Origin of the sequence: Arthrobacter sp. OAP107 (assembly GCF_040546765.1) — a bacterium.
Classification (GTDB): Bacteria; Actinomycetota; Actinomycetes; order Actinomycetales; family Micrococcaceae; genus Arthrobacter.
The window spans coordinates 565,309-586,148 of the sequence record NZ_JBEPOK010000001.1 but is presented as its reverse complement, the minus strand read 5'-3'; the positions used below and the strand labels follow the sequence as shown (position 1 = coordinate 586,148).

At 66.6% G+C, this 20,840-nt stretch carries 24 protein-coding genes; 13 read left to right on the top strand and 11 right to left on the bottom strand.

What is annotated here, in order from left to right:
- Positions 1-12 precede the first annotated feature (12 nt).
- From aceB to ABIE00_RS02675, 5 genes are all read left to right on the top strand, one after another.
- Entirely contained in the window at positions 13-1,611 is a 1,599-nt protein-coding gene (gene aceB / locus ABIE00_RS02695) for a malate synthase A (RefSeq protein ID WP_354256408.1), read from the top strand.
- A 3-nt stretch (positions 1,612-1,614) separates the two neighbouring features.
- Entirely contained in the window at positions 1,615-2,889 is a 1,275-nt protein-coding gene (locus ABIE00_RS02690) for a DUF6986 family protein (protein WP_354256405.1), read from the top strand.
- 10 nt (positions 2,890-2,899) lie between these two features.
- Positions 2,900-3,712: a bifunctional allantoicase/(S)-ureidoglycine aminohydrolase gene (locus ABIE00_RS02685; protein ID WP_354263246.1), complete on the top strand. Its 813-nt coding sequence runs from the start codon at positions 2,900-2,902 to the stop codon at positions 3,710-3,712.
- A 169-nt stretch (positions 3,713-3,881) separates the two neighbouring features.
- Positions 3,882-4,238 carry a VOC family protein gene (locus ABIE00_RS02680; protein WP_354256403.1) on the top strand — a complete coding sequence of 119 codons (357 nt, stop codon included), beginning with the start codon at positions 3,882-3,884 and terminating at the stop codon, positions 4,236-4,238.
- A 19-nt stretch (positions 4,239-4,257) separates the two neighbouring features.
- On the top strand, positions 4,258-5,067 hold the full coding sequence (locus ABIE00_RS02675) for an SDR family oxidoreductase (RefSeq protein ID WP_354256400.1): 810 nt from the start codon (positions 4,258-4,260) through the stop codon (positions 5,065-5,067).
- An 88-nt stretch (positions 5,068-5,155) separates the two neighbouring features.
- On the opposite strand, the gene ABIE00_RS02670 is transcribed toward ABIE00_RS02675, so the two are convergent.
- Complete coding sequence (locus ABIE00_RS02670; RefSeq protein ID WP_354256397.1) at positions 5,156-6,331, bottom strand: zinc-dependent alcohol dehydrogenase; 1,176 nt, start codon at positions 6,329-6,331, stop codon at positions 5,156-5,158.
- A gap of 193 nt (positions 6,332-6,524) precedes the next feature.
- Between ABIE00_RS02670 and ABIE00_RS02665 the strand changes: the two genes are divergently transcribed.
- On the top strand, positions 6,525-6,797 hold the full coding sequence (locus ABIE00_RS02665; RefSeq protein ID WP_354256394.1) for a hypothetical protein: 273 nt from the start codon (positions 6,525-6,527) through the stop codon (positions 6,795-6,797).
- Positions 6,798-6,800: 3 nt separating this feature from the next.
- On the opposite strand, the gene ABIE00_RS02660 is transcribed toward ABIE00_RS02665, so the two are convergent.
- The 3 genes from ABIE00_RS02660 to ABIE00_RS02650 all read right to left on the bottom strand — a co-directional run bounded on the left by ABIE00_RS02660 (position 6,801) and on the right by ABIE00_RS02650 (position 9,758).
- Positions 6,801-7,520, bottom strand: a complete 720-nt coding sequence (locus ABIE00_RS02660) for an HAD family hydrolase (protein ID WP_354256391.1) — start codon at positions 7,518-7,520, stop codon at positions 6,801-6,803.
- Between the two features lie 11 nt (positions 7,521-7,531).
- Positions 7,532-7,849: a YegP family protein gene (locus tag ABIE00_RS02655; protein ID WP_331575372.1), complete on the bottom strand. Its 318-nt coding sequence runs from the start codon at positions 7,847-7,849 to the stop codon at positions 7,532-7,534.
- A 103-nt stretch (positions 7,850-7,952) separates the two neighbouring features.
- The gene (locus tag ABIE00_RS02650) at positions 7,953-9,758 is read right to left on the bottom strand and encodes a glycoside hydrolase family 15 protein (protein WP_354256388.1); all 1,806 of its coding nucleotides are present in this window, start codon (positions 9,756-9,758) and stop codon (positions 7,953-7,955) included.
- A gap of 146 nt (positions 9,759-9,904) precedes the next feature.
- On the opposite strand from ABIE00_RS02650, the gene ABIE00_RS02645 reads away from it, so the two are divergent.
- Genes ABIE00_RS02645 through ABIE00_RS02635 form a run of 3 tightly spaced genes read left to right on the top strand, consistent with a single transcriptional unit; the run spans position 9,905 to position 11,950 of the window.
- On the top strand, positions 9,905-10,093 hold the full coding sequence (locus ABIE00_RS02645) for a hypothetical protein (RefSeq protein WP_354256385.1): 189 nt from the start codon (positions 9,905-9,907) through the stop codon (positions 10,091-10,093).
- Entirely contained in the window at positions 10,090-10,824 is a 735-nt protein-coding gene (locus ABIE00_RS02640) for a DUF72 domain-containing protein (RefSeq protein ID WP_354256382.1), read from the top strand. The genes ABIE00_RS02645 and ABIE00_RS02640 overlap by 4 nt, the downstream gene beginning before the upstream one ends.
- Positions 10,825-10,876: 52 nt before the next feature.
- Positions 10,877-11,950, top strand: a complete 1,074-nt coding sequence (locus ABIE00_RS02635) for an App1 family protein phosphatidate phosphatase (protein ID WP_354256379.1) — start codon at positions 10,877-10,879, stop codon at positions 11,948-11,950.
- A 25-nt stretch (positions 11,951-11,975) separates the two neighbouring features.
- Here the strand turns inward: ABIE00_RS02635 and ABIE00_RS02630 are convergent, their stop codons facing one another.
- Positions 11,976-13,544, bottom strand: coding sequence for a glycoside hydrolase family 1 protein (locus ABIE00_RS02630; RefSeq protein ID WP_354256377.1), 1,569 nt, complete (start codon positions 13,542-13,544; stop codon positions 11,976-11,978).
- 65 nt (positions 13,545-13,609) lie between these two features.
- On the bottom strand, positions 13,610-14,017 hold the full coding sequence (locus ABIE00_RS02625) for a VOC family protein (protein WP_354256374.1): 408 nt from the start codon (positions 14,015-14,017) through the stop codon (positions 13,610-13,612).
- A gap of 151 nt (positions 14,018-14,168) precedes the next feature.
- On the opposite strand from ABIE00_RS02625, the gene ABIE00_RS02620 reads away from it, so the two are divergent.
- Positions 14,169-15,668 (top strand): AAA family ATPase, encoded by a 1,500-nt coding sequence (locus ABIE00_RS02620; protein WP_354256371.1) that lies wholly within the window; start codon positions 14,169-14,171, stop codon positions 15,666-15,668.
- Here the strand turns inward: ABIE00_RS02620 and ABIE00_RS02615 are convergent.
- The 4 genes from ABIE00_RS02615 to ABIE00_RS02600 all read right to left on the bottom strand — a co-directional run bounded on the left by ABIE00_RS02615 (position 15,665) and on the right by ABIE00_RS02600 (position 17,944).
- On the bottom strand, positions 15,665-16,054 hold the full coding sequence (locus ABIE00_RS02615) for a hypothetical protein (protein ID WP_354256368.1): 390 nt from the start codon (positions 16,052-16,054) through the stop codon (positions 15,665-15,667). The genes ABIE00_RS02620 and ABIE00_RS02615 overlap by 4 nt on opposite strands.
- 237 nt (positions 16,055-16,291) lie before the next feature.
- Complete coding sequence (locus tag ABIE00_RS02610; protein ID WP_354263245.1) at positions 16,292-16,714, bottom strand: Hsp20/alpha crystallin family protein; 423 nt, start codon at positions 16,712-16,714, stop codon at positions 16,292-16,294.
- Between the two features lie 218 nt (positions 16,715-16,932).
- Positions 16,933-17,238, bottom strand: coding sequence for an MmcQ/YjbR family DNA-binding protein (locus ABIE00_RS02605; RefSeq protein WP_331575391.1), 306 nt, complete (start codon positions 17,236-17,238; stop codon positions 16,933-16,935).
- Positions 17,239-17,242: 4 nt separating this feature from the next.
- Entirely contained in the window at positions 17,243-17,944 is a 702-nt protein-coding gene (locus ABIE00_RS02600) for a phosphatase PAP2 family protein (protein ID WP_354256365.1), read from the bottom strand.
- A gap of 216 nt (positions 17,945-18,160) precedes the next feature.
- Between ABIE00_RS02600 and ABIE00_RS02595 the strand changes: the two genes are divergently transcribed.
- Positions 18,161-18,385, top strand: coding sequence for a hypothetical protein (locus tag ABIE00_RS02595; protein WP_354256362.1), 225 nt, complete (start codon positions 18,161-18,163; stop codon positions 18,383-18,385).
- Between the two features lie 126 nt (positions 18,386-18,511).
- On the top strand, positions 18,512-18,709 hold the full coding sequence (locus ABIE00_RS02590; RefSeq protein ID WP_331575395.1) for a hypothetical protein: 198 nt from the start codon (positions 18,512-18,514) through the stop codon (positions 18,707-18,709).
- A 221-nt stretch (positions 18,710-18,930) separates the two neighbouring features.
- Here the strand turns inward: ABIE00_RS02590 and ABIE00_RS02585 are convergent, their stop codons facing one another.
- Positions 18,931-19,803 carry an NAD-dependent epimerase/dehydratase family protein gene (locus tag ABIE00_RS02585; protein WP_354256359.1) on the bottom strand — a complete coding sequence of 291 codons (873 nt, stop codon included), beginning with the start codon at positions 19,801-19,803 and terminating at the stop codon, positions 18,931-18,933.
- Positions 19,804-20,093: 290 nt separating this feature from the next.
- On the opposite strand from ABIE00_RS02585, the gene ABIE00_RS02580 reads away from it, so the two are divergent.
- Positions 20,094-20,837 (top strand): GAF and ANTAR domain-containing protein, encoded by a 744-nt coding sequence (locus ABIE00_RS02580; protein WP_354256355.1) that lies wholly within the window; start codon positions 20,094-20,096, stop codon positions 20,835-20,837.
- Positions 20,838-20,840 lie beyond the last annotated feature (3 nt).

Below are 20,840 nucleotides of genomic sequence, written 5' to 3'. Positions count from 1 at the left end.
AAAGGACCCACAATGGCTATTACAGTCACAGACCCCCGGCCGATCGAGCGTGCGGAGGAAATTCTCACTCCCAAGGCACTCGCGTTCGTGGAGGAGCTCCACAAGCGCTTCGCCGGCCGGCGCGCCGAGCTGCTCACGGCGCGGAAAGCCAAGCGCGAGGAGGTGGCCCGGACCGGCAGCCTGGATTTCCTGCCGGAAACCAAGAACGTGCGCGACGGCGACTGGAAGGTTGCGCCGGCACCGGCGGCCCTGCAGGACCGCCGGGTTGAGATGACCGGCCCGGCGTCACCGGCCAAGATGGCTATCAACGCGCTGAACTCCGGCGCCAAGGTGTGGCTGGCCGACCTTGAGGACGCGAGCACCCCGACGTGGGGCAACGTCATCGACGCCATCCTTAACCTCCGCGACGCCGCCACCGGAACCCTGAGCTACACCTCCCCCGAGGGCAAGGAATACAGGCTCCGCACCGACGCCCCGCTGGCCGTCGTCGTGGCCCGCCCCCGCGGCTGGCACATGGAGGAGCGCCACCTGCTGCTCGACGGCGAACCCGCCGTCGGCGCGTTGGTGGACTTCGGCCTGCACTTCTTCCACATCGCCAAGCAGCTGGTGCTCAACGGCCACGGCCCGTACTACTACCTGCCGAAGATGGAGAGCCACCTCGAGGCCCGGCTGTGGAACGACGTGTTCGTCTTCGCCCAGGACTTCCTCGGCCTCGGCCAGGGCACCATCCGCGCCACGGTGCTGATCGAAACCATCCCGGCAGCGTTCGAGATGGACGAGATCCTGTACGAGCTGCGGGACCACGCCTCGGGCCTGAACGCCGGCCGCTGGGACTACCTGTTCAGCATCATCAAGTACTTCCGCGACGCCGGTGCCAGCTTCGTGCTGCCGGACCGCGCCACCGTGGCCATGACCGCGCCGTTCATGCGGGCCTACACGGAACTGCTGGTCAAGACCTGCCACCACCGCGGCGCCTTCGCGATGGGCGGCATGGCCGCGGTCATCCCCAACCGGCGCGAACCCGAGGTCACCGCGCAGGCCTTCGAGAAGGTCCGTGCGGACAAGACCCGCGAGGCGAACGACGGCTTCGACGGCTCGTGGGTTGCCCACCCGGACCTGGTGCCTGTCTGCCAGGAGGTCTTCGACGCGGTCCTCGGCGACAAGCCGAACCAGCTGGACAAGCAGCGCCCGGAAGTTTCGGTCACGGCCGGCCAGCTGCTGGACATCGCCTCCGCCGAAGGCCAGGTCACGGAGGCCGGCCTGCGCCTGAACCTCTACGTCGCCGTGGCGTACACCGCCGTGTGGATCTCCGGCAACGGCGCCGTAGCCATCCACAACCTCATGGAGGACGCCGCGACGGCGGAAATCTCCCGCTCGCAGGTGTGGCAGCAGATCCGTAACGAGGTGGTCCTCGCGGACACCGGCAACAAGGTCACCCGGGAACTTGTTACCCGCATCCTCGCCGAGGAAACTGAGAAGCTGCGCGGCGAGGTGGGCGAGGAAGCGTTCGCCCGCTACTACCAGCCCGCCAGCAGCCTGATCGGCGACATCTGCCTGTCGGAGGACTACACGGACTTCCTCACCACCCCCGCCTACGAACTGGTGGGCTGAGGCATGGCGGTACCCGAAACATCGCTCACGGCGGCCGACCTGGCCAGGATCGACGGGCAGCTGGCGGACACCGACCGGCTGCTTGAGCAGAACTACCCGGGCGACGACGGCTCCCGCCAGCCAGTCCACACCGTTTACGTCCCCGCTGACCGTTTCACGCCGTCGCTCGCCGCCGACTGGGGAACCCAGGCGCTGGCGACGGCGGCGGCGCACGGCGGGCTGGCCCGGATCGGTTCGCTGCTGGGCCAGGACGCCGAGCTCGCCGAGGCAGTCGCCTCGCGGGTGGAGACGAAGTTGGGCAGCGAGCCGGTCGAGGACCTTCGGCTCGACTTTGAGGACGGGTTCGGGGACCGGGGCGACGACGCCGAGGACGCCGCCGCTGTTGCCGCGGCGTCCGCCGTGGCCGCCGCAGTCTCCGCCGGCTCCGCGCCGCCGTTCATAGGGATCCGGTTCAAGTGCTTCGAGGCCCCCACGCGGGCCCGCGGGCTGCGCACCCTGGACCTGTTCGTCTCCGGCCTGGCCGCCGCGGGGGAACTGCCCGAGGGCCTGGTCCTGACACTGCCCAAGGTCACCACCGTGGCGCAGGTCCAGGCGATGGACTACGCTGTCTCCCGCCTCGAGGAGATCCACTCACTTCCCTCGGGCCGGCTCCGGTTCGAGGTGCAGGTGGAGACGCCGCAGCTCATTCTCGGTCCCGAAGGAATGTCGCCGGTGGCACAGCTGCCGCACGCCGTTCCCGGGCGGATCAGCGGCCTGCACTACGGCACGTACGACTATTCGGCTTCCCTGCAGATCTCGGCGGAGTACCAGTCGATGGAGCACCCGGTGGCCGACTTCGCCAAGGAGGTCATGCAGCTGGCGGTGGCGGGCACCGGCATCCGTCTGTCCGACGGTTCCACCAACATCATTCCCGTGGGCGACAACGTGGAAAACGCCTGGCAGCTGCACGGCCGCCTGGTGCGCCGTTCCCTGGAGCGCGGTTTCTATCAGGGCTGGGACCTGCACCCGGCCCAGCTGCCCAGCCGTTTCGCGGCAACGTATGCCTTCTACCGCCAGGGCCTGCCGGCTGCGGCCGCCCGTCTGCGGAACTATGTGGAGCAGACGGAAGGCGGCGTGATGGACGAGCCGGCCACGGCCCGCGCGCTTGCCGCGTTTGTGCTGCGCGGCGTCCAGTGCGGCGCGGCAGGTGCCGACGAGGTGCTGGCGCTTGCCGGCGTCGGACTCCCGCAACTCACCGGCCTGGCCCACCCGCGGCTGGCCCAATCCACTTCGAAGTAAGGAGCCAATGATGGGCAACTACTACTATCCCCAGGGCGGCCTGCCGCCGCAGACCCACCTCACCACGGAACGGGCCATCGTCAAGGAGGCCTACACGGTCATCCCCAAGGGCGTCCTGACCGACATCGTCACGTCCAACCTGCCGGGCTTCTCGAACACCCGCTCCTGGATCATCGCCCGCCCCATTTCCGGGTTCGCCACCACATTCTCCCAGCTGATCGTCGAGATCGCCCCGGGCGGCGGCGCACCGAAGGCGGAGTTCGAGGCAGGTGTTGAAGGCGTTGTCTTCGTCACCAAGGGCAAGCTTAACCTGACGCTCGACGGCGAACTGCACCTCCTCGAGGAGGGCGGCTACGCCTACCTCGCCGCCGGCTCGGAGTGGGGCGTGGAGAACGTCTCGGACGACATCGTCTCCTTCCACTGGATCCGCAAGGCCTACGAGCGGCTGGAGGGTTACGAAGCCAAGTCCTTCGTAACCAATGAGAAAGACGTCGAGCCCACCGCGATGCCCGACACCGACGGCGTCTGGAAGACCACCCGCTTCACGGACTCCAGCGACCTGGCCCACGACATGCAGGTCAACATCGTCACCTTCCAGCCCGGCGGTGTGATCCCGTTCCCGGAAACCCATGTCATGGAGCACGGCCTGTACGTGCTCGAGGGCAAGGCCATGTACCTCCTGAACAACGACTGGGTGGAGGTGGAGGCCGGCGACTTCATGTGGCTGCGTGCCTTCTGCCCGCAGGCCTGCTACGCGGGCGGGCCGGGCGAGTTCCGCTACCTGCTGTACAAGGACATGAACCGGCAGGTCCGCCTGACGTAGTCCTGCTTTTCGGGCCGGGACCACCGAAACCGCCGGAAGCCTGCCAGCACGCTGGACATAGGGCGCTTCCGGCGGTTTCGCGCGTTTCCGGCGAACTCGAGTCCTCCCCGTGAACTTCAACCCGGCCCAACCCCTTGCATCGCAACTGGACGCAGGGAAGCATGGGGGCATGCTGACGATCGGAACGACAGTCCTTGGCGTCGACGACGTCGCCCGCGCCACCGCTTTCTGGTGCGACGCCCTCGGCTACATCCCCCGGGAAGACGGCGATGAAACGTGGGTGGTGCTGGTCCCGCAAAAGGGTGACGGCGCCCGGCTCGCCCTCATGCTCAGCGAGACCCCCGTGCAGTCCCATCCGCGCCTTCACCTCGATCTCTACGCCGACGACCAGGCTTCGGAGGTGGAACGCCTCGTCGGGCTCGGGGCATCCCGCGTGAACTGGGACTCCTATCCGGATGACCCGGACTTCATTGTGCTCGAAGACCCGGACGGAAACCGCTTCTGCGTTGTGGATGCGGCGGCCTGAGGACCTGAAAGGACGCATCATGAACTTCTCACCCGAGTTCTCGCCCCGCACCGCAATCGTTACCGGCAGCGATTCCGGGATCGGGCGCGCCACCGCTGTGGCGCTGGCCCAGGCCGGGCTGGATGTCGGCGTCACCTGGCATTCGGACAGGGAAGGCGCCGAGCGGACTGCCAGGGAGGTCCGGGCGGCGGGCCGGAACGCAGTGGTGCGGCAGCTTGACACCACCGACCTGCTGACCTGCGCCGGTGTCGTTGACGGCCTCGCGGAGGAGTTGGGCGGCGTGGACGTGTTCGTCAACAACTCAGGCACGGGCGACGGCACCAAGTTCCTCGAGCTGAATTATGAAACGTGGGCGAAAACCCTGGACACCAACCTCAACGGCGCCTTCCTCTGCATCCAGGCGGCGGCCCGCCGCATGGTCGACGCCGGGCGGGGCGGCCGGATCATCGCCGTCACCAGCGTCCACGAGACACAGCCGCGTGTCGGCTCGTCGGCCTACGACGCCTCCAAGCATGGGCTGGGCGGACTCATCAAAACTATCGCGCTGGAGCTGGCCAGCCACGGCATCACGGCCAACTCCGTCGCCCCCGGCGAAATCGCGACGCCGATGACCGGCCAGACCGACGAGGACCCGCACACCAAGGACCGGCCCGGTGTCCCCCTCGGCCGGCCCGGCGATGCCCGTGAGGTGGCAGCGGTCATCGCGTTCCTTGCCTCCCCGGCCTCGAGCTACGTCACCGGGGCGTCGTGGGCGGTCGACGGCGGGATGCTCCAGATGGGGCCGCAGGCCGGCTCCCACATCACCGGCCACGAATGGCGCGAGCAATAGCCCCTTAACGGAAAGCGGCCGACGGGTGAGTCACCCGCCAGCCGCCGTCCCGGACCTCGCTGCTAAAGCCCGGCGTCTCTGGAACCCGTCAGGGCTTGAGGACCACCTTGATACAGCCGTCCTCTTTTTTCTGGAATTTCTCATAGAGCTCAGGGGCCTCAGCCAGCCCCGCAGTATGGGTGACCAGGTCCATCACACCCAGCGGATCGGCGTCGTCCTCCACCAGCGGAAGCAGCTCATCCGTCCACCGGCGGACGTTGCACTGGCCCATGCGCAGCTGGATCTGCTTGTCGAACATGGTGAGCAGCGGCATGGGGCTGGCCGTGCCGCCGTAGACACCGCTCAGGGAAACTGTGCCCCCGCGGCGGACCGAGTCGATGGCCGCGTGGACCACTGCGAGCCTGTCCACGCCGGCGGTTTCCATGGCCTTCTGCGCCACCTTGTCGGGGAGGAGGCCCAGTGCCTGGTGGGCGAATCCTGCCACCGGCGAGCCGTGCGCTTCCATCCCGACGGCGTCAACCACCGCATCGGGGCCCCTGCCACCAGTCATTTCCCGCAGTTCGTCCGATATGCCTTTGGCATAGTCCAGCACCTCGACGCCGTGGCGCGCGGCCATCTCTCGGCGCTCCGGCACCGGATCGATACCGATGACCCGCTGGCCGAGGTAGGCGCCCACCCTGGATGCGAACTGCCCCACCGGGCCTAGCCCGAAAACCGCCAGCGTGCCGCCGGCTGGAGAGTCAGCGTATTTCACAGCCTGCCAGGCGGTGGGAAGAATGTCCGAGAGGAACAGGTAGCGCTCATCGGGCAGCTCCTGCCCCACCTTCACGGGGCCATAGTCAGCGAAGGGGACGCGCAGGTACTCCGCCTGGCCGCCCGGAATGGAACCGTAGAGCTCCGAGTAGCCGTAGAGCGCGGCGCCGGTGTGCTTTTCCCGGACCTGGCTGGTTTCGCACTGCGACTGGAGGCCTTGCGCGCACATGTAACAGTGGCCGCAGGAAATGTTGAAGGGAATGACCACACGGTCGCCTTTGGCCAGATTGGTGACGGCGCTTCCCACCTCTTCCACGATGCCCATGGGTTCGTGGCCCAGGACATCATCCTTGTGCATGTACGGGCCAAGTACCTCGTACAGGTGGAGGTCCGAGCCGCAGATCGCGGAGGACGTGATCCGCACGATCGCATCCGTGGGCTCCTGGATGACGGGATCCGGTACTTCCTTCACGGTCACCGAGCGCTTGCCTTGCCAAGTAAGTGCCTTCATGGACTGCCTTCCTGTAGCTGCACGTCGCGTCCTTTCGACGGTAGCCCGATCCGGCGCCATTGTGAAGGTCAGTATGCTTAGCAATTTTTCGGGATTCAAAAACGGAAAGTAAGCATCCTTGCTTTTCTCTTGTTTCGGCCGGAGAACGCTCCTAGCGTAGGAACTGATCCTGCCCCCAAGGAAAGGCGCCATCATGTCGCTGTACCAGCCCGAACCGGTGGAAATCTCCACGCGCATGCGTCCCGGCGAATGGACGGAGGCCAGCCTCGAGGAGCTGGTCACCACCTACCGCGCGAAGATCCTCGCCATGGGGGCGGCGGTTTCGGAAGTGGTCACCGAGGTAGTGAGGAACGACGACGGCTCCGTCGCCGTAGCGGTGTCGTGGAACAAGGGCGCCTACGCCGACGAGCCCGAGGGCGGCGGGTTCACGAACACCGAATCCAGGGTGGACACGGCCGAAGCCTGACCACTACCCCGCGAGCAGCTTTCCGATCGCACTGCGGCCCAGGTTGTCCAGCAGATCCCGCGGTCCCGCGTAGACCTCGACGGCCCCCGCCTCGCGCAACTCCGCCTCGCTGGTGCCGCCGCAGGTGAAGGCGATGGTAGGCATGCCAAGCGTGCTGGCCGCCATGACATCCCACACCGCGTCCCCCACATAGACCGCATCGGAGGCCTGCACGTCCACGGCCTTTAGGGCCGCAATCAGGATGTCCGGCTCCGGCTTGCTGTTTTCCGCATCATTGGAGCTCGTGGCGGCGTCGATGAAGTCATCCGCCGACAGGGCCGAGCGGAGCGCCTTGAGATCCTGCTCCCGCGCGGACGAGGCCAGCGCCACCGCCAGCCCGCCCTGGCTGCACCTGGCCAGCAGGTCGCGGGCACCGTCGAGGGCGCGGAGCGACGGCCAGTAGGTGCCAAAAACCCCGGAATGGGCGGACAGAATATCCCCGTCCACTTCCTTGTCCCGGGAGTCCGGCAGCAGGCTGTCCACCAGGCGCGCCCCGCCCATCCCCACGCACCGGTGGATCCGGGCCATGGGCACGTCGAAACCCGACTGGCGGAACGCCTGCCACCAGGCGAGGGTATGGATATAGGCGGAGTCGATCAGCGTCCCGTCCACATCGAACAGGACACCCTTCTCCCGGCGCTGTCGTTGTGACAACCGGCCCTCATGCTCCGTGCCCTCCGGCATTCGCACCTCCCTCAGCGCTCGGCCAGCAACGATGCCGGCACCCGCTGCGGCGAGGTCCTTGGCGACCCGTAACCCACGGCAACGGTCGATTTCAGCGCCTGCCTTGCCGGTTTTCCATGACGCTTGGGCGCTGGGCGCTTCACTGCGTCCTTGCAAAGGTCACGGATCAGGCCGGTACCAGCGATCTCCCTGGCCTGGGCCACTCCCGCAACAGCTGCACGCTTCGTCGGGAACGTGACGGACACCGCCATCAGGGCCCCCGTTCCGTCCAGCAGCCGGATTCTGTATCCGCCGTCGGGAGCGTCCACCAACTCGAAATATCCAGACATTTGGCTCTCCTCCTTCTTCACCCTGCGGTGAGGTGTTAGTAAGTATACTTACCTACCAGCCTAGGTGAGAGACGTAACCCAATTTTGAGCCTAACCGCGTACGCTACCCCGCAGCGGCCTTTGACGGGAGCGGCTTGTCGCTCCGGCGGGGCCGGTGCTGGTTCAGTTGGAGGGCGCTGGTCACCAAGGCGAAATGACTGAACGCCTGCGGGGTGTTCCCCAGGTGCCGCCCGCTCTGGACGCCCCATTCCTCACTCAGCAGGCCGACGTCGTTACGCAGCGACAGCAGCCGTTCGAAAAGTTCCGTGGCTTCCCTGTGCCGGCCTGCCCCGAGCAGCGCCTCCACAAGCCAGAAGGAGCAGGCGAGGAAAACCCCCTCGCCTCCCGGCAGTCCGTCGTCGCTCGCCTCGGGCCGGTAACGGAGCACGAACCCGTCCTCCGTCAGTTCGCGCTGGATGGCGTCGATAGTGCCAATCACCCTGGGGTCGTCGGGCGGGAGGAAGCCCACTCTGGGAATGAGGAGCAGGCTGGCGTCGAGTTCGGGCTGGCCATAGCTCTGCGTGAAGGTGTTCCGGTCGGCGTCAAAGCCCTTAGCCATGACCTCGGCGTGGATGGTGTCGCGGAGCGCCTCCCAGCGGTCGGCGGGTCCGGGAAGCCTTGCATCCCGGACGCCTTTGACCATCCGGTCCGCCGCCACCCATGCCATCACCTTGGAATGGGTGAAATGCCGACGCGGCCCACGCATCTCCCACAGCCCGTTGTCCGGCTGGTCCCAGGCGCCTTCGAGGTATTCCATCAGAGCGACTTGGACGTCCCAGGCCTCGTCCGTGTGCTTCAGCAGCGAGTTGCGGGTCAGGGCCAGGCAGTCCAGCACCTCACCCCACACATCCAGCTGCAGCTGTCCCGCGGCCGCGTTGCCCACCCGGACGGGCGCCGAGTTCTCATAGCCGGACAGCCAGGGCAGTTCCATCTCCGGCAGCCTGCGTTCGCCGTGGATCCCGTACATGATCTGCAGGTCGGCGGGGTCCCCTGCCACAGCCCGCAGCAGCCAGTCGCGCCAGGCGGCCGCCTCGGAGGTGTAGCCGGCGGCGAGCAGTGCTTGCAGCGTCAGGGTGGCGTCGCGGAGCCAGCAGTAGCGGTAGTCCCAGTTCCGCGGGCCGCCCAGCTGCTCCGGCAGCGATGTGGTCACGGCCGCAACGATCCCTCCGGTGGGCGCGTAGGTGAGCGCCTTGAGGGTGATCAGCGAGCGTTGCACGGGGTCCTTGTACGGCCCTGTCACCTTGCATTTGTCCGTCCATTCCCGCCAGAACCGTTCGGTGGAGTCGAGGACTTCTTCGGCGTCCACGGACCGGGGCCTGCGGACATGGCTGGGCGCCCACGTCAGCACGAACGGCACCCGTTCGCCGGCCTTGACGGTGAAGTCGCTGACGGTGTGCATGCGTTCGCCGCGCAGCGGGGCGGTGGTTACCAGGTAGGCAGAATCCGGCCCGGCGATGGCGTGCAGGCCGTGGCTGTCCCGGCGCACCCAGGGCATGATGTGGCCGTAGTCGAATCGCAGGGCCAGTTCGCTTCTCATCCGGACATGTCCGTGCAGCCCCACCACGATCCTCACGATGTCCGCCACCTCGTCGCGGGGCGGCATGAAGTCGATGACGCGGACGGCGCCGTCGTCCGTTTCCCACTCCGTTTCCAGGATGAGCGTGTGCCGGCGGTAGCGGCGGCGTGTGCAGCCGCCACCGGATGCCGGGGCGAGGAGCCAGCGGCCCGCTTCGGGGGTGTCCAGGAGCGCATTGAAGCAGGCCGGCGAATCGAACCGCGGCAGGCACAGCCAGTCAATCGACCCTTCAGTGCTGACCAGGGCAGCGGTATGCAGGTCACCGACCACCGCGTAATCCTCAATGCGTACCATGCCCTTACACTGCCATAGCCGGGCCCGCCGCACGAGGGGAGCCGGGGTGTAGCCTGAAGTCAGGCGGAGCAGCCGGAGCCTGCCAATCAGTCCTTGCCCGTCCAGCGGATTGCGGGGCGGAAGCGGAGCCTGGAGTGGGGAGTCGCGTGAACGAAACCGACGTGGTGGGCCGCGTCCAGGACATGCTGCTGGATACCCGGGATGTCCAGGATTTCCTCGACGAGCTGGCTTGGTTCTCGGCCGCTAGCATGTCCGGCCCGCGCCGCCGGATCTACCGCGGCCTCACCCGGGGGCGGCACCGTGACAACCCACTTCGACTGAGAACCCGCTCGTGAACATCCACATCGGCACGTCCGGCTGGAGCTACGACCACTGGGAAAACGTCCTGTACCCGCCCGGGCTGCCCACCAGGGACCGGCTGGAGCACTACGTGGCAAGGTTCAGCACGGTGGAGCTGAACGCCAGCTTCTACCGCTGGCCGCGGGACACCACGTTCGCCGGCTGGCGGACCAGGCTGCCGGCGGGCTTTGCCCTGTCCGTCAAAGCCCCGCGCGGACTCACCCACGCCAAGAAGCTGTACGGCCCGGAAGTCTGGATCGAACGGATCTCGCGGTGCTGGCACGAGCTCGGCGACAAACGCGCGGTACTGCTGGTCCAGTTGCCTCCCGGCATGGAGAGGGATGACGCCCGCCTGGACTATTTCCTCGGCGCCATGCCCGAATGGATCCGGGTGGCCGTGGAGTTCCGGCATCAGAGCTGGGAGCAGCCGGAGGTTTACGGGCTGCTCGAACGGCACGGGGCCGCGTACACCGTCATGAGCGGTGCCAATCTGCCCTGCAACCTGCAGGCGACCGCCCCGTTCGTCTATGTCAGGCTGCACGGGCCCGACCACCAGTACCTGTACGGCGGCTCCTACTCGGACGAGGAACTGGGCTGGTGGGCGGACAGGATTCGGGAGTGGCGCAGCTCCGGCCGGGAAGTCTTCGCGTACTTCAACAACGACGGCGGCGGCAACGCCGTGCGCAATGCCGCCGCCCTGCGCGGAATGTTGGGAGACGGCGAGTAACAGAGCGCAGGCGGGCGGCCCATGGGCTGCTGCCCTGTGGCAGAGTGAAGGCATGGACATGGCGTCACAGGAATCACCGTTGTCAGAGGCGAGTTTGTCAGGGACGCGGGTCTTCCGTCTGGCCCACAGACTCTCGGATGCGATCAACACGGCGCGCCTGAAGGTCGCCCGGCGCTGGAAGTTCGAACCCAAGACCATCGCCTACCAGGGCTACGGGTCCACCGAGTGGGTCCGGGTACTGGGCCGCGTGGTGCTGGCCAGCAAGCCCGTGCCCGGCAGCCGCGCCGACCACGCCGCCCGGAATGGCACCGAGAATGTGCGCGGCTGGCGGGCCTTCACCAGCGTGCCCATTCCCCGCTCGGACGTGGAAATCGAGATCGGCGGAACGGTCACGAAGGTCCAGGCCGACCGCGGCGGGCTGGTGGACATCGACATTCCGGTGTCCCTGTCCCCCGGCTGGCACACCGCCATCCTCCGCTCCGAGGGCACCGAGCCGGTGGAAGCCAGCATCTTCGTCATCGCCCCCGACACAAAGTTCGGCATCGTCTCCGACATCGACGACACCGTTATGGTAACGGCGTTGCCCAGGCCGTTCCTCGCGCTTTGGAACACGTTTGTGCTGAGCGAGCGGGCCAGGATGGCCACCCCCGGCATGGCGGTCCTGCTGGACCGGCTCACCGTGGAGCATCCCGATGCGCCGGTCATCTATCTTTCGACGGGCCCGTGGAACGCGGCGCCCACGCTCGCACGGTTCCTGACCCGGAACATGTACCCGGCGGGCCCGCTGCTGCTGACGGACTGGGGGCTGACCCAGGACCGCTGGTTCCGCAGCGGCCAGGAGCACAAGCGCCGCAACCTTGAGCGGCTGGCGGCGGAATTCCCGCACATGCGCTGGCTGCTGATCGGCGACAACGGCCAGCACGACGAGCAGATCTACTCGCAGTTCACGCAGCACAACGCGGACAAGGTGGCGGCCATCGCCATCCGGCAACTGTCCGTCAGTGAGGCCGTCTTCGCCGGCGGCCACTCGGAGGACGGGGACCACAGCGCCTCGACGGTGCCGTGGATCTACTCCCCCGACGGAGCGGGCATAGCCCGCCAGCTCCGGCAGCTCGAACTGCTCTAGCTGCTCGAACGGGTGACCGGACTTCTCAGGTGACCGGCCCGGCGTCGGCGGTGCCGCCGTCGGACATCCCAGCGTCTGTCAGCATTCCGCCCGTCACAGCGCTGTCCGGCCCTGCTGCCGCAGCGGCGACAGCGGCATCCGCCGAGGCTGCCAGCTTCCGTTCCTCCAAGAGTTCCTGGAGCCAGTAGAACGAGGCCTTCGGCGTGCGCTCCAGCGTCTCGTAATTCACGTGCACCAGGCCGAACGGCTGCTTGTAGCCGCCGGACCATTCGAAGTTGTCCATCAGCGACCACACGTAGTAGCCGCGCAGGTCGATCCGTTCGGCTGCGCCGCCCGGGGCTGTGGCGCGGAGGGCGGTACCCAAGTGGTCGGAGAGGTAGCGGAGCCGCCGCTCGTCGGGGATGAAGGTCCGGTTGGTGGACTTGTCGCGGACCATAATGTCCTCGAAGCTGGCCCCGCCCTCCGTGATGATCACCGGCGGAAGGTTCGGGTAACGCTCAGCCATTTCCTTGAGCGCCACGGCCATGTATTCGGGTTTAACGGGCCACCCGTAGGCAGTCGTTTCGGTGTCAGGCCACGGCTCAATGTGAAGTGGGGCACCGGGTGTGGCGTCCTTGAGGTCATCCCCCATCGCCTCCGCCATGGCCGCCGGCACGGGGCTGTCACCGCCGCCGGCCGCCACCCTGGTGGGCATGTAGTAGTTCATGCCATAGAAATCCAGGGGCTGGGAAATGATGGCCATGTCCTCGTCGGGGTGATCAAAGGACGAGAAGAACTTCGCCGCACGGATCAGGTCGGGGTACTTTCCCGTGAGCACCGGGTCCGCGTAGAGCCGGTTCTGTGCCACGTCCATAGCTCCGGCGCTGATCCAGTCGAGGGGGTTGCCGGAGTTGGGGACAACGGGTGAGTACACATTGGTCATCCCGATTTCGCCGGGCACCTTCGCGGCCCGCAGCGCCTGCAGCGCCAGCCCGTGGCCCAGCAACTGGTGGTGCACGGTAGGCAGGCCGTTGGCGAAGTCCGCCTTCCCCGGGGAGTGCAGGCCCAGGGCGTAGCCGTTGGTGGTCACGGTGGCGGGTTCGTTGATGGTCACCCAGCGCGCCACCCGGTCCCCGTACGCGGCCGCGGCGATGGCGGCGAAATCCCCCAGCCGGTAGGCGGTGTCCCGGTTGAGCCATCCGCCGTCCTCATCGAGGGCCAGCGGCGTGTCCCAGTGGTAGAGCGTGACCATCGGGGAAATTCCGTTGGCCAGCAGCTCATCCAGCAGCCGGTCGTAGAAATCCAGGCCGGCCCGGTTCACCGCTCCGCGGCCGTCCGGCTGAATCCGCGGCCACGCCAGGGAGAACCGGTAGGAATCGATGCCCAGTTCCTTCATCAGGGCCACGTCCTGGGGCATGCGGTGGTAATGGTCGCATGCGACGGCGGGACTGTGGCCGTCAACTATCGCCCCGGGTTTGGCGGCAAAGACGTCCCAGCCGGCCGGTCCCCGGCCGTCCTCGTCGAGCGCCCCTTCAATCTGGAAAGCTGCCGTGGCGACTCCCAGGGTGAATCCCGTCGGGAGCATGGCGGCGAGTTCTTTGGCGGAAGTATGCATCGCTGGACCTCTGTGACGTTGTGAAAGGCGGTGGGCCGAAACTTCAGATTGCCGGATTCTACCGCTCAGGGCGCGCCAGTGTCCGGATTGGCGCTCCCCGGATTAATCACGGAAATCACGTTGCCTGCCGGGTCCTTGAACCAGGCGATGTCCGGGCCCATTCCCCGGGCAATTCCTTTTTCGTCCGTGGGCAGGTTGGGATCGTCGTAGATCTTGGTCTGCACGCCTGCCGCGTTGAGCTCATCAACGGCTGCCTCGACGTCGTCCACCACCAGGTTCAGGACAGTGAAGGTGGCCGGCTCGTGGTTGTCCTTGGGGTAGACAAAAATCGTGTGGCCCTCGGGCATGGACAGCTCCAGCGTGCCCATCGCGCCGTCGGACACGGACAGGCCCAGCGTCTGCCCGTAGAACTCCCTGGCGCGGGCCACGTCGTCAACGCTGAAGCTGGAAAACGAACCCTTGGGCGCAAACATGGCCTTCTCCTTCGACGGCTGCGGTCCTTCGGCAGCCCTGGGGACTGCGGCCGTCCAGGCTGCGGTGCCTCCGGACGGCGTACCTCCCAGAATGGCACAGGCCGGGGCCGCTGACGAGGGGACCTTGACCGCCGCTGGTAGGGTCTGCGGCATGGATGAAAAATTGGGGAAGTTCATCGACGATTTCGCGCGGCTCGTGGAAATCGCGCAGTCCGGCCAGCACCGCGTTAAGGCCGGCACACAGCTGCTGACAACCATCACCGAGCATTTGGCGGTGCCGGCCGAGTCACTCGCGGTGGTGGTGGAAGAGGTCCCGGCGCACCGGTTCGTGGACGCAGACATCCTGATGGCCGAACTCGCCGGCGAGGATCCGGAGTTCCGGCTGGTGGGCATCGGCGGCGGTGACCAACGCCACCACCAGTCACTGAGCGACATGCTGCAGCAGTCGCAGTTTTTCCCGCAGTTCCCGTTGTCCCAGCCCGATTACATCAACCTCGCGGTGGGGCCGGACGAACAGCGGCAGGCCGTGGCCCTGGGCCTGTGGCTGTTCCGGCACGCGGGCAGCCCCGTTGCCGTCCTGCAGCGTGACGCGGCGCCGCGCTACGGCCGGCAAACGGCCTGCCTGGAGGTCCTGGCTGCGGATGCGAAAAATGCGGCGGACTTCCTGGCCGAGTTCGGCAGGCGGATGCAGCGCGGCAGCATCCTGAAAGGCCAGGTCATTTCACTGGTCATGGGCGAGTACGGGCCCAGCAGCGGCGGCGTGACGTTCCACCCGCGGCCGGAACTCACCGCCACTGATGTCATCCTGCCGCAGGGGCTGCTCCAGAAGGTGGCCGATCATGCCCTGGGCATCGCCGAGCACCGGGAGTCGCTGAAGGAGTACGGCCAGCACCTCAAGCGGGGCATCCTGCTGTACGGCCAGCCCGGCACGGGCAAGACCCACACCGTGCGCTACCTGCTGAGCCAGAGCGCCGGCATCACGGCGGTCCTGCTGTCCGGCGGGTCCCTGGCCAGGATTTCCGAGGCGGCCGCCATGGCCCGGGCGCTGCAGCCGTCCATCGTCGTGCTTGAGGACTGCGACCTGATCGCCGAGGACCGGAGCTTCGGGCACGGGCCACAGCCGCTGCTGTTCGAGGTGCTCGACGCCATGGACGGCCTGGACCACGACGCCGACGTCGCGTTCGTTCTCACCACCAACCGCGTGGACATGCTGGAGCGGGCCCTCGCCCAGCGCCCCGGCCGCGTTGACCTGGCCGTGGATATTCCACTGCCTGCCCTGGAAGAACGCATCGGACTGGTGACGCTGTACGCCCGCGGCATTCCGTTCGGCCCGGACGCCGTCCGGGACGCGGCGGCCCGCACCGAAGGGACCACGGCCTCATTCGCGCGTGAACTGGTCCGCCGTGCAGTCGTGCGTGCCGCCCTGGGCGGCTGGCCGGTAGCGGACAGCCACCTGCTCGAGGCTGTGGAGGAGCTGATGGCCGACGGCGAGACCCTCACCAGAAGTTTGCTGGGCAGCGGCCCCGCCATCGGCGGGGAGGGCCAGGGCGGTTCCGGCGGCCACGGCGGCGTCGGTGGCCACGGCTTCCCCGGGCCAGGCTTCTTCCCCGGGCCCGACTTTGGCAGCGTCGGCTTCGCCGGTCCGGGTTAGTCCACCAGCGGCGGCGGGCCGAAGAGGAATTCGTTGGCGTGGGTTACGGCTTTGCGGAAGGCGTCGTTGCGCAAAGCCACAAGGTTGGCGGACCCGTTCTCGCCGGGCTCGAGGAAACCGGTCACGCCCGGGCGAAGCACCCAGATGTCCCCGGCGGGAGGCAGGTAAAAGACTCCAAAGGTGCGGTGCTGGCGGTCGTCGTCCGACCAGATGGGAACGACGGCCAGGGCAGCACCGGTTGTGGGATTGATCCACTGCGCGCGGGGCAGCGGCTCCTCGTGGGCCTCGGGATCCAGGAACGGCGCTGCGCCTTTGCCCCAGCGTTGCTCGAAGCGCTCGTGGAACGCCGGGATCAGGTGGGAGTCGCAGCGGCGCCAATCACTCATGGCGGTGGTTCTCCTCTGAGATTCGGATCGGTTTCAGGCCCAAGGTCCGGTCTCCCGCCGGACAGGGGTGACGCGCAGGGAAGAACCTCGCGGAACCTGCCGCACCGCATAGTAGTTGGGTGAGGGGCTGGTCATCGCTGAAGCCTGTTGCAGTTGCGTTCCTGATTGCCGCGGCGGGGACGGCCTGGGGAAATTTGGCTGGGACCCGCAGACCGTCCCTGTCAGCGCGGCGGCCGGCTACGTCTCGATCTGATGCAGCTGGCCCTTGCTTTCGATCTCGATCTTGCGCGGCTTCGCCTGCTCGGCAACGGGGATCCGCAGTGTCAGTACACCAAGGTCGTAGTTGGCCTTGATCTTGTCCGCGTCCAGGGTGTCGCCGAGAATGAGCTGGCGGCTGAAGACGCCGCGGGGCCGCTCGGAAGCCACCAGCTCGACGTTGGGCTGGGTGGCGTCCCGGCGCTCCGCCCGGACAGTGAGGACGTTCCTCTCAACGTTCAGATCCACGTCGTCGGGCGAGATCCCGGGCAGGTCGAAGGCCACCACAAACTCCCCGTCTTCCTGCCACGCATCCATCGGCATGGCCGCCGGACGGGCTGCTGTTCCGAAGACCTGCTGGGTGAGCCGGTCCAGCTCACGGAACGGGTCAGTACGGATTAGCATCACTTCCCACTCCCTTCAGCATGTAGGTTTTATGGCTACCCACCACCTGATATCTATGGTGTTGGATATAGATTTTTTATAGCAGCAGTGAATAACCTGGGCAAGAGGAAAATCGAGGAAATCTGGACGGGGAAGCATATGGCAAGGGCCCACGGGGCCGTCCCACAGCCCAGGCACCGATCCCGACGCCGAGACTTGGAAGCGCCGGAACCTAAGGACTACAGCCTGCCGCCGGCAAGCAGGAAGGAGTCTTCAAGCAGTTCGGCGAGCTGGTCGCCGTCGATCCTTGAAAGCCGGACGAGGACCAGCTGCGGCGACCGCTCATGGTGAGGCGTCCAGAAGTACGTCTCCGGATCCGTGCCGGCCAAAGCCTCGCGCTCCGCGGTCTTGACCGTGAGCACGCCCGTTTCCCAGATGCGCGCCATCAGGGTCTTGGCAAACCAGGCGGGCTGGTTCCAGCTGGGGCGCTCGGTCACGCCTGGCAGGGCAAGGCAGATCCTGCGGACATCTGCTTCGTTGGCCATGGCCTCAGTCCGGGGTATCTGCTTTGGACAGCTCACCGGTAACCCGCTCGCCGGGCACGCGGGCGGTGCGCCAGGTGTCCACGGCAATCACGGCGCCGAGCACCACCAGGGAGAGCGCAACGGAGGCCACGGCGTCGCTCACCCAGTGGTAGCCGAGGTACAGCCGGCTGACGGACGCCAGGATCACACCGATGATGGCGCAGACAAAGCCAACCACCGTTGTCTTTGGTTTCCGGAGGCGTGAAAAGACCAGGAACGCCGTTATCAGCAGGAAGTCCGAGGCCCCCAGAACGTGCCCCGACGGAAAGGAAAAGGTGTGGTCTGCACCAAACAGCATCTGGTCCACCGGAGGGCGCTGCCGGTCTACCGACCTGCCGATGAGCTGCGCCAGCCCCACACCGGTCAGCATTGCCGCCGCCAGCAGAATCGGCCGCCAGGCATGCTTCGCCAGAATGCCCCAAGCCACCGTGACAATGAGGACGATGATGGGCAGCGCCACGGGCCCGAAGATGACGGCCAGGACAATCATCACCACGGTCAGCAGCTGCGTGCGCGTAGTCAGGAGCCACCTCCATGACGCCTCATCGGCGCTGGCCAGCCCGTCATGGTCCTGAACACCTGAGAGAGCAAAGAAAAAGACGGTTGCCCCCACCACGGCGAGGACGGTCGCCGTCACGTAGAGGCCCTTCCTGGCCCCAGGGTCCATATAACGTTCCTCGACCACGAACTTGTCATGGAAAACCCGCCACCGGCCATGCTTGTCCGCTGATTCTTCTACCACCTGAAAGACCGCCTGTGCGCTGAGGAAACTGTCTAGAAGTGAAGGTTATCCCCGGTGGCAGAAAATCCTAAGCCCCCTTACGGATGCCCTCCCGCGCTGTTACGGTGAAACTTCCAGCCCCACAAGGTCTCAGGAGTCAACATGAGCACTGAAGGAACCGGCCAGGATTCACCGCAAACCCAGGGCGACGGCGTCCCCGACGACGGCGCCGGCGTCGCGGTGGGAGCGGGCGAGCCGAACACGTTCGAGCCGGAAGAGGGCACGGACAGCACGGGAGCCAAAACCCCCAGCGACAGCCAGATTGCCACGGCGGAGGACACACCGGACGTGGAGGAAACACCGGTGGACACCACCGAACCCAGCTGACCCGGCTGGAGCCCCGGAGCCGCCCGGCAGAACCGATAGACCCGTTCCGGTAGCCCTGTCAGGAATGACAGGCGCGGTGGATAATTAGTCACACATTGAAGTGGCAACGGGGCTACGGAGGCTGCCGTGAGGATCATCGGAACGCTTGTGGTCATCTGGCTCATCGTCGGCGTGTTCGCCGCATTTCAGCGGGGCTACTTCAGCGGCTCCCCGGACTCCTGCACGGAGGCCGGAACCGTGGCCATCACCATCGCGGCCGGACCGCTGAACTACATGGGCGCCAACCCCAAGCTAACCTGCGAAGTGCCCCAGCCCTCCAAGTAGCGGCCCCAGATCGCCAAGCGGCCATCGCCGGGCGGCGTTACCGCTCACTCGCGATTCAGCGCGCTACCAAGCCTTCCTTCCGGATCGGCGACGGCGTGCCCAGCCTGCAGCCCCTCGCCTGACCATCCGCTTCCCGGGACAGCGCGAACGAACACTTCAGTCCCCTTTCAGCCTCACAGCAGGGGCCTCAAGTGTCCGTTCGCGCCCAGTCCTGCGGGCGCTCAGTCCTCCGTGGGCGTCCTGCGGTTGGAGTGGTAGGTCCGCCAGCTATGTTCGGGTGCATAGCCAAGGAGGCGCTTGGCCTTGTCGATGGACAGCAGGGTCTCGTGCTCGCCCAGCTCCTTGGTGACCTTCACCCGCGGGAACACCTCTTCCGCCAGGCTCGCACTGGAGCGGCCCATGACAGTGTCCTCATTGGCGACGATGAAGGCCTCGAATCCCGGCGTGCGGTATTCCAGCGCGCGTGCCACCGCCTGGGCACCGTCGCGCGCGTCGATGTAGCCCCAGAGGTTCCATTTGCGCAGGGCGGCGTCCGCGTCAAAGGACGGAAACTCCTCGTAGTCCTCCGGGTCCATGACGTTGGAGAACCGGAGGCCAACGATGCTCAGCTCCGGGTCCCAGCGCGTCAGCTGGATGGCCATCTGCTCCTCCAGATGCTTCACCAGCGAATAAGTGCTCTCCGGGCGGGCCGGATACTCCTCGTCCACCGGGATGTAGGGAGGGTCGACGTCGAACGGCAGTCCCAGCACGGTCTCACTGGAGGCGTACACGATTTTCTTGATGCCGGCCCTGCGGGCCGCCTGGAACACGTTGTAGGTGGACAGCATGTTGTTTTCAAAGGTGGCGGCATCGGGCACCAGGCCCGGAGCCGGGATGGCGCCCAGATGGACGACCGCGTCGAAGCCCTGGTGCCTGTCATCGAGGCCCAGGATGACGTCCACAACCTGCCCGTAATTCCTCAGGTCCACGGTGGCGAAGTCCGGGCTCCGGCTGCCTGTCCGGTCCAGGTTGAGAACCGAATGCCCGTCCGCCACAAGCCTGCGGACAACGTTCCGTCCAAGCTTTCCGCTGCCTCCCGTTACGGCAATCCTCACCGCGGCCTCCTCCTGTTGGTTGGCCGGCCCTGGCCCGGGCGGCCGTACTCCGATGGCCGCAGCGGCTTCCGCCGCCCGGCACCTTTCCCCCAGCCTAGGGCCCGAGCCCGTAACGGCAACCATGACGCAAGTGGTTGTGGTGTATATTTTCTCGGTACGGTTTAGCAGAAGGCCGTTGGATTGTTGTTCGATCCGGCACCTTGCTCGCTGCTATCCGCCCCGGCCACGGGGTCCCCCTGCGCTGCGCCCGCCGGTTCGTCTTGACCCGAGCGAAACGGTACCGAAAGATCGTGGCCAGCGAGTCGACCGCAAAACCTGAAATCTCAATCACGGAGCACCTCAACGAGCTGGTGCTCACCAGCTCCGACGTGGGCGAATTCCTTCACGAGCTTGCCCGGATTTCCGCACGCAGCCTGTCCGAACCCGGCGACGAAGTCCTCTGCGGTGTAACCCTGCTGCGGCACCGCAAGGCAGCAACCGTGGCGAGCAGCAGCCCCGAGGCGCAGGCCATGGACGAGATCCAGTACGACTTCGGTGACGGCCCCTGCATGACCGCGTCGCGCGACCAGGTCACCATCCACATCACGGATCTCGAGAAGCACGACCGCTGGGACAGCTACGCGGAGAAGGTGCTGGGGCAGGGCGTCCGCTCCATCCTCGCCATCCCGTTTGTGCTCGAAGGCGAGACCCGGGCAGCACTGAACCTTTACTCACACCGTCCGGGCCGGTTCGAGGGCCGCGTCCTGGAACTGGCGCAGGACTTCGTCAGCCAGACCTCCATGGCCCTGCGGCTTGCCGTGCGCTTCGCCCACTACAGCGACGCTGCCGCCAACCTCAAGGCCACGCTGGAAACCCGTACTGTGATCGACGTCGCCGTCGGAGTGATCATGGCGCAGAACCGGTGCAGCCAGGAGGAAGCCTTCGAGCTGCTCAAGGCAGCATCGAGCACCCGTAACATCAAGCTGCACAGCGTTGCAACCTCGATCGTTGACTCACTCGGGCAGGGCCCGGCGAGGACCCACTACGAGGGCTGACGT

Coding starts and splice junctions, on each gene's coding strand:
- aceB (WP_354256408.1), top strand. CDS start 13: ATGGCTATTACAGTCACAGACCCCCGGCCGATCGAGCGTGCGGAGGAA.
- ABIE00_RS02690 (WP_354256405.1), top strand. CDS start 1,615: ATGGCGGTACCCGAAACATCGCTCACGGCGGCCGACCTGGCCAGGATC.
- ABIE00_RS02685 (WP_354263246.1), top strand. CDS start 2,900: ATGGGCAACTACTACTATCCCCAGGGCGGCCTGCCGCCGCAGACCCAC.
- ABIE00_RS02680 (WP_354256403.1), top strand. CDS start 3,882: ATGCTGACGATCGGAACGACAGTCCTTGGCGTCGACGACGTCGCCCGC.
- ABIE00_RS02675 (WP_354256400.1), top strand. CDS start 4,258: ATGAACTTCTCACCCGAGTTCTCGCCCCGCACCGCAATCGTTACCGGC.
- ABIE00_RS02670 (WP_354256397.1), bottom strand. CDS start 6,331: ATGAAGGCACTTACTTGGCAAGGCAAGCGCTCGGTGACCGTGAAGGAA.
- ABIE00_RS02665 (WP_354256394.1), top strand. CDS start 6,525: ATGTCGCTGTACCAGCCCGAACCGGTGGAAATCTCCACGCGCATGCGT.
- ABIE00_RS02660 (WP_354256391.1), bottom strand. CDS start 7,520: ATGCCGGAGGGCACGGAGCATGAGGGCCGGTTGTCACAACGACAGCGC.
- ABIE00_RS02655 (WP_331575372.1), bottom strand. CDS start 7,849: ATGTCTGGATATTTCGAGTTGGTGGACGCTCCCGACGGCGGATACAGA.
- ABIE00_RS02650 (WP_354256388.1), bottom strand. CDS start 9,758: ATGGTACGCATTGAGGATTACGCGGTGGTCGGTGACCTGCATACCGCT.
- ABIE00_RS02635 (WP_354256379.1), top strand. CDS start 10,877: ATGGACATGGCGTCACAGGAATCACCGTTGTCAGAGGCGAGTTTGTCA.
- ABIE00_RS02630 (WP_354256377.1), bottom strand. CDS start 13,544: ATGCATACTTCCGCCAAAGAACTCGCCGCCATGCTCCCGACGGGATTC.
- ABIE00_RS02625 (WP_354256374.1), bottom strand. CDS start 14,017: ATGTTTGCGCCCAAGGGTTCGTTTTCCAGCTTCAGCGTTGACGACGTG.
- ABIE00_RS02620 (WP_354256371.1), top strand. CDS start 14,169: ATGGATGAAAAATTGGGGAAGTTCATCGACGATTTCGCGCGGCTCGTG.
- ABIE00_RS02615 (WP_354256368.1), bottom strand. CDS start 16,054: ATGAGTGATTGGCGCCGCTGCGACTCCCACCTGATCCCGGCGTTCCAC.
- ABIE00_RS02610 (WP_354263245.1), bottom strand. CDS start 16,714: ATGCTAATCCGTACTGACCCGTTCCGTGAGCTGGACCGGCTCACCCAG.
- ABIE00_RS02605 (WP_331575391.1), bottom strand. CDS start 17,238: ATGGCCAACGAAGCAGATGTCCGCAGGATCTGCCTTGCCCTGCCAGGC.
- ABIE00_RS02600 (WP_354256365.1), bottom strand. CDS start 17,944: ATGGACCCTGGGGCCAGGAAGGGCCTCTACGTGACGGCGACCGTCCTC.
- ABIE00_RS02595 (WP_354256362.1), top strand. CDS start 18,161: ATGAGCACTGAAGGAACCGGCCAGGATTCACCGCAAACCCAGGGCGAC.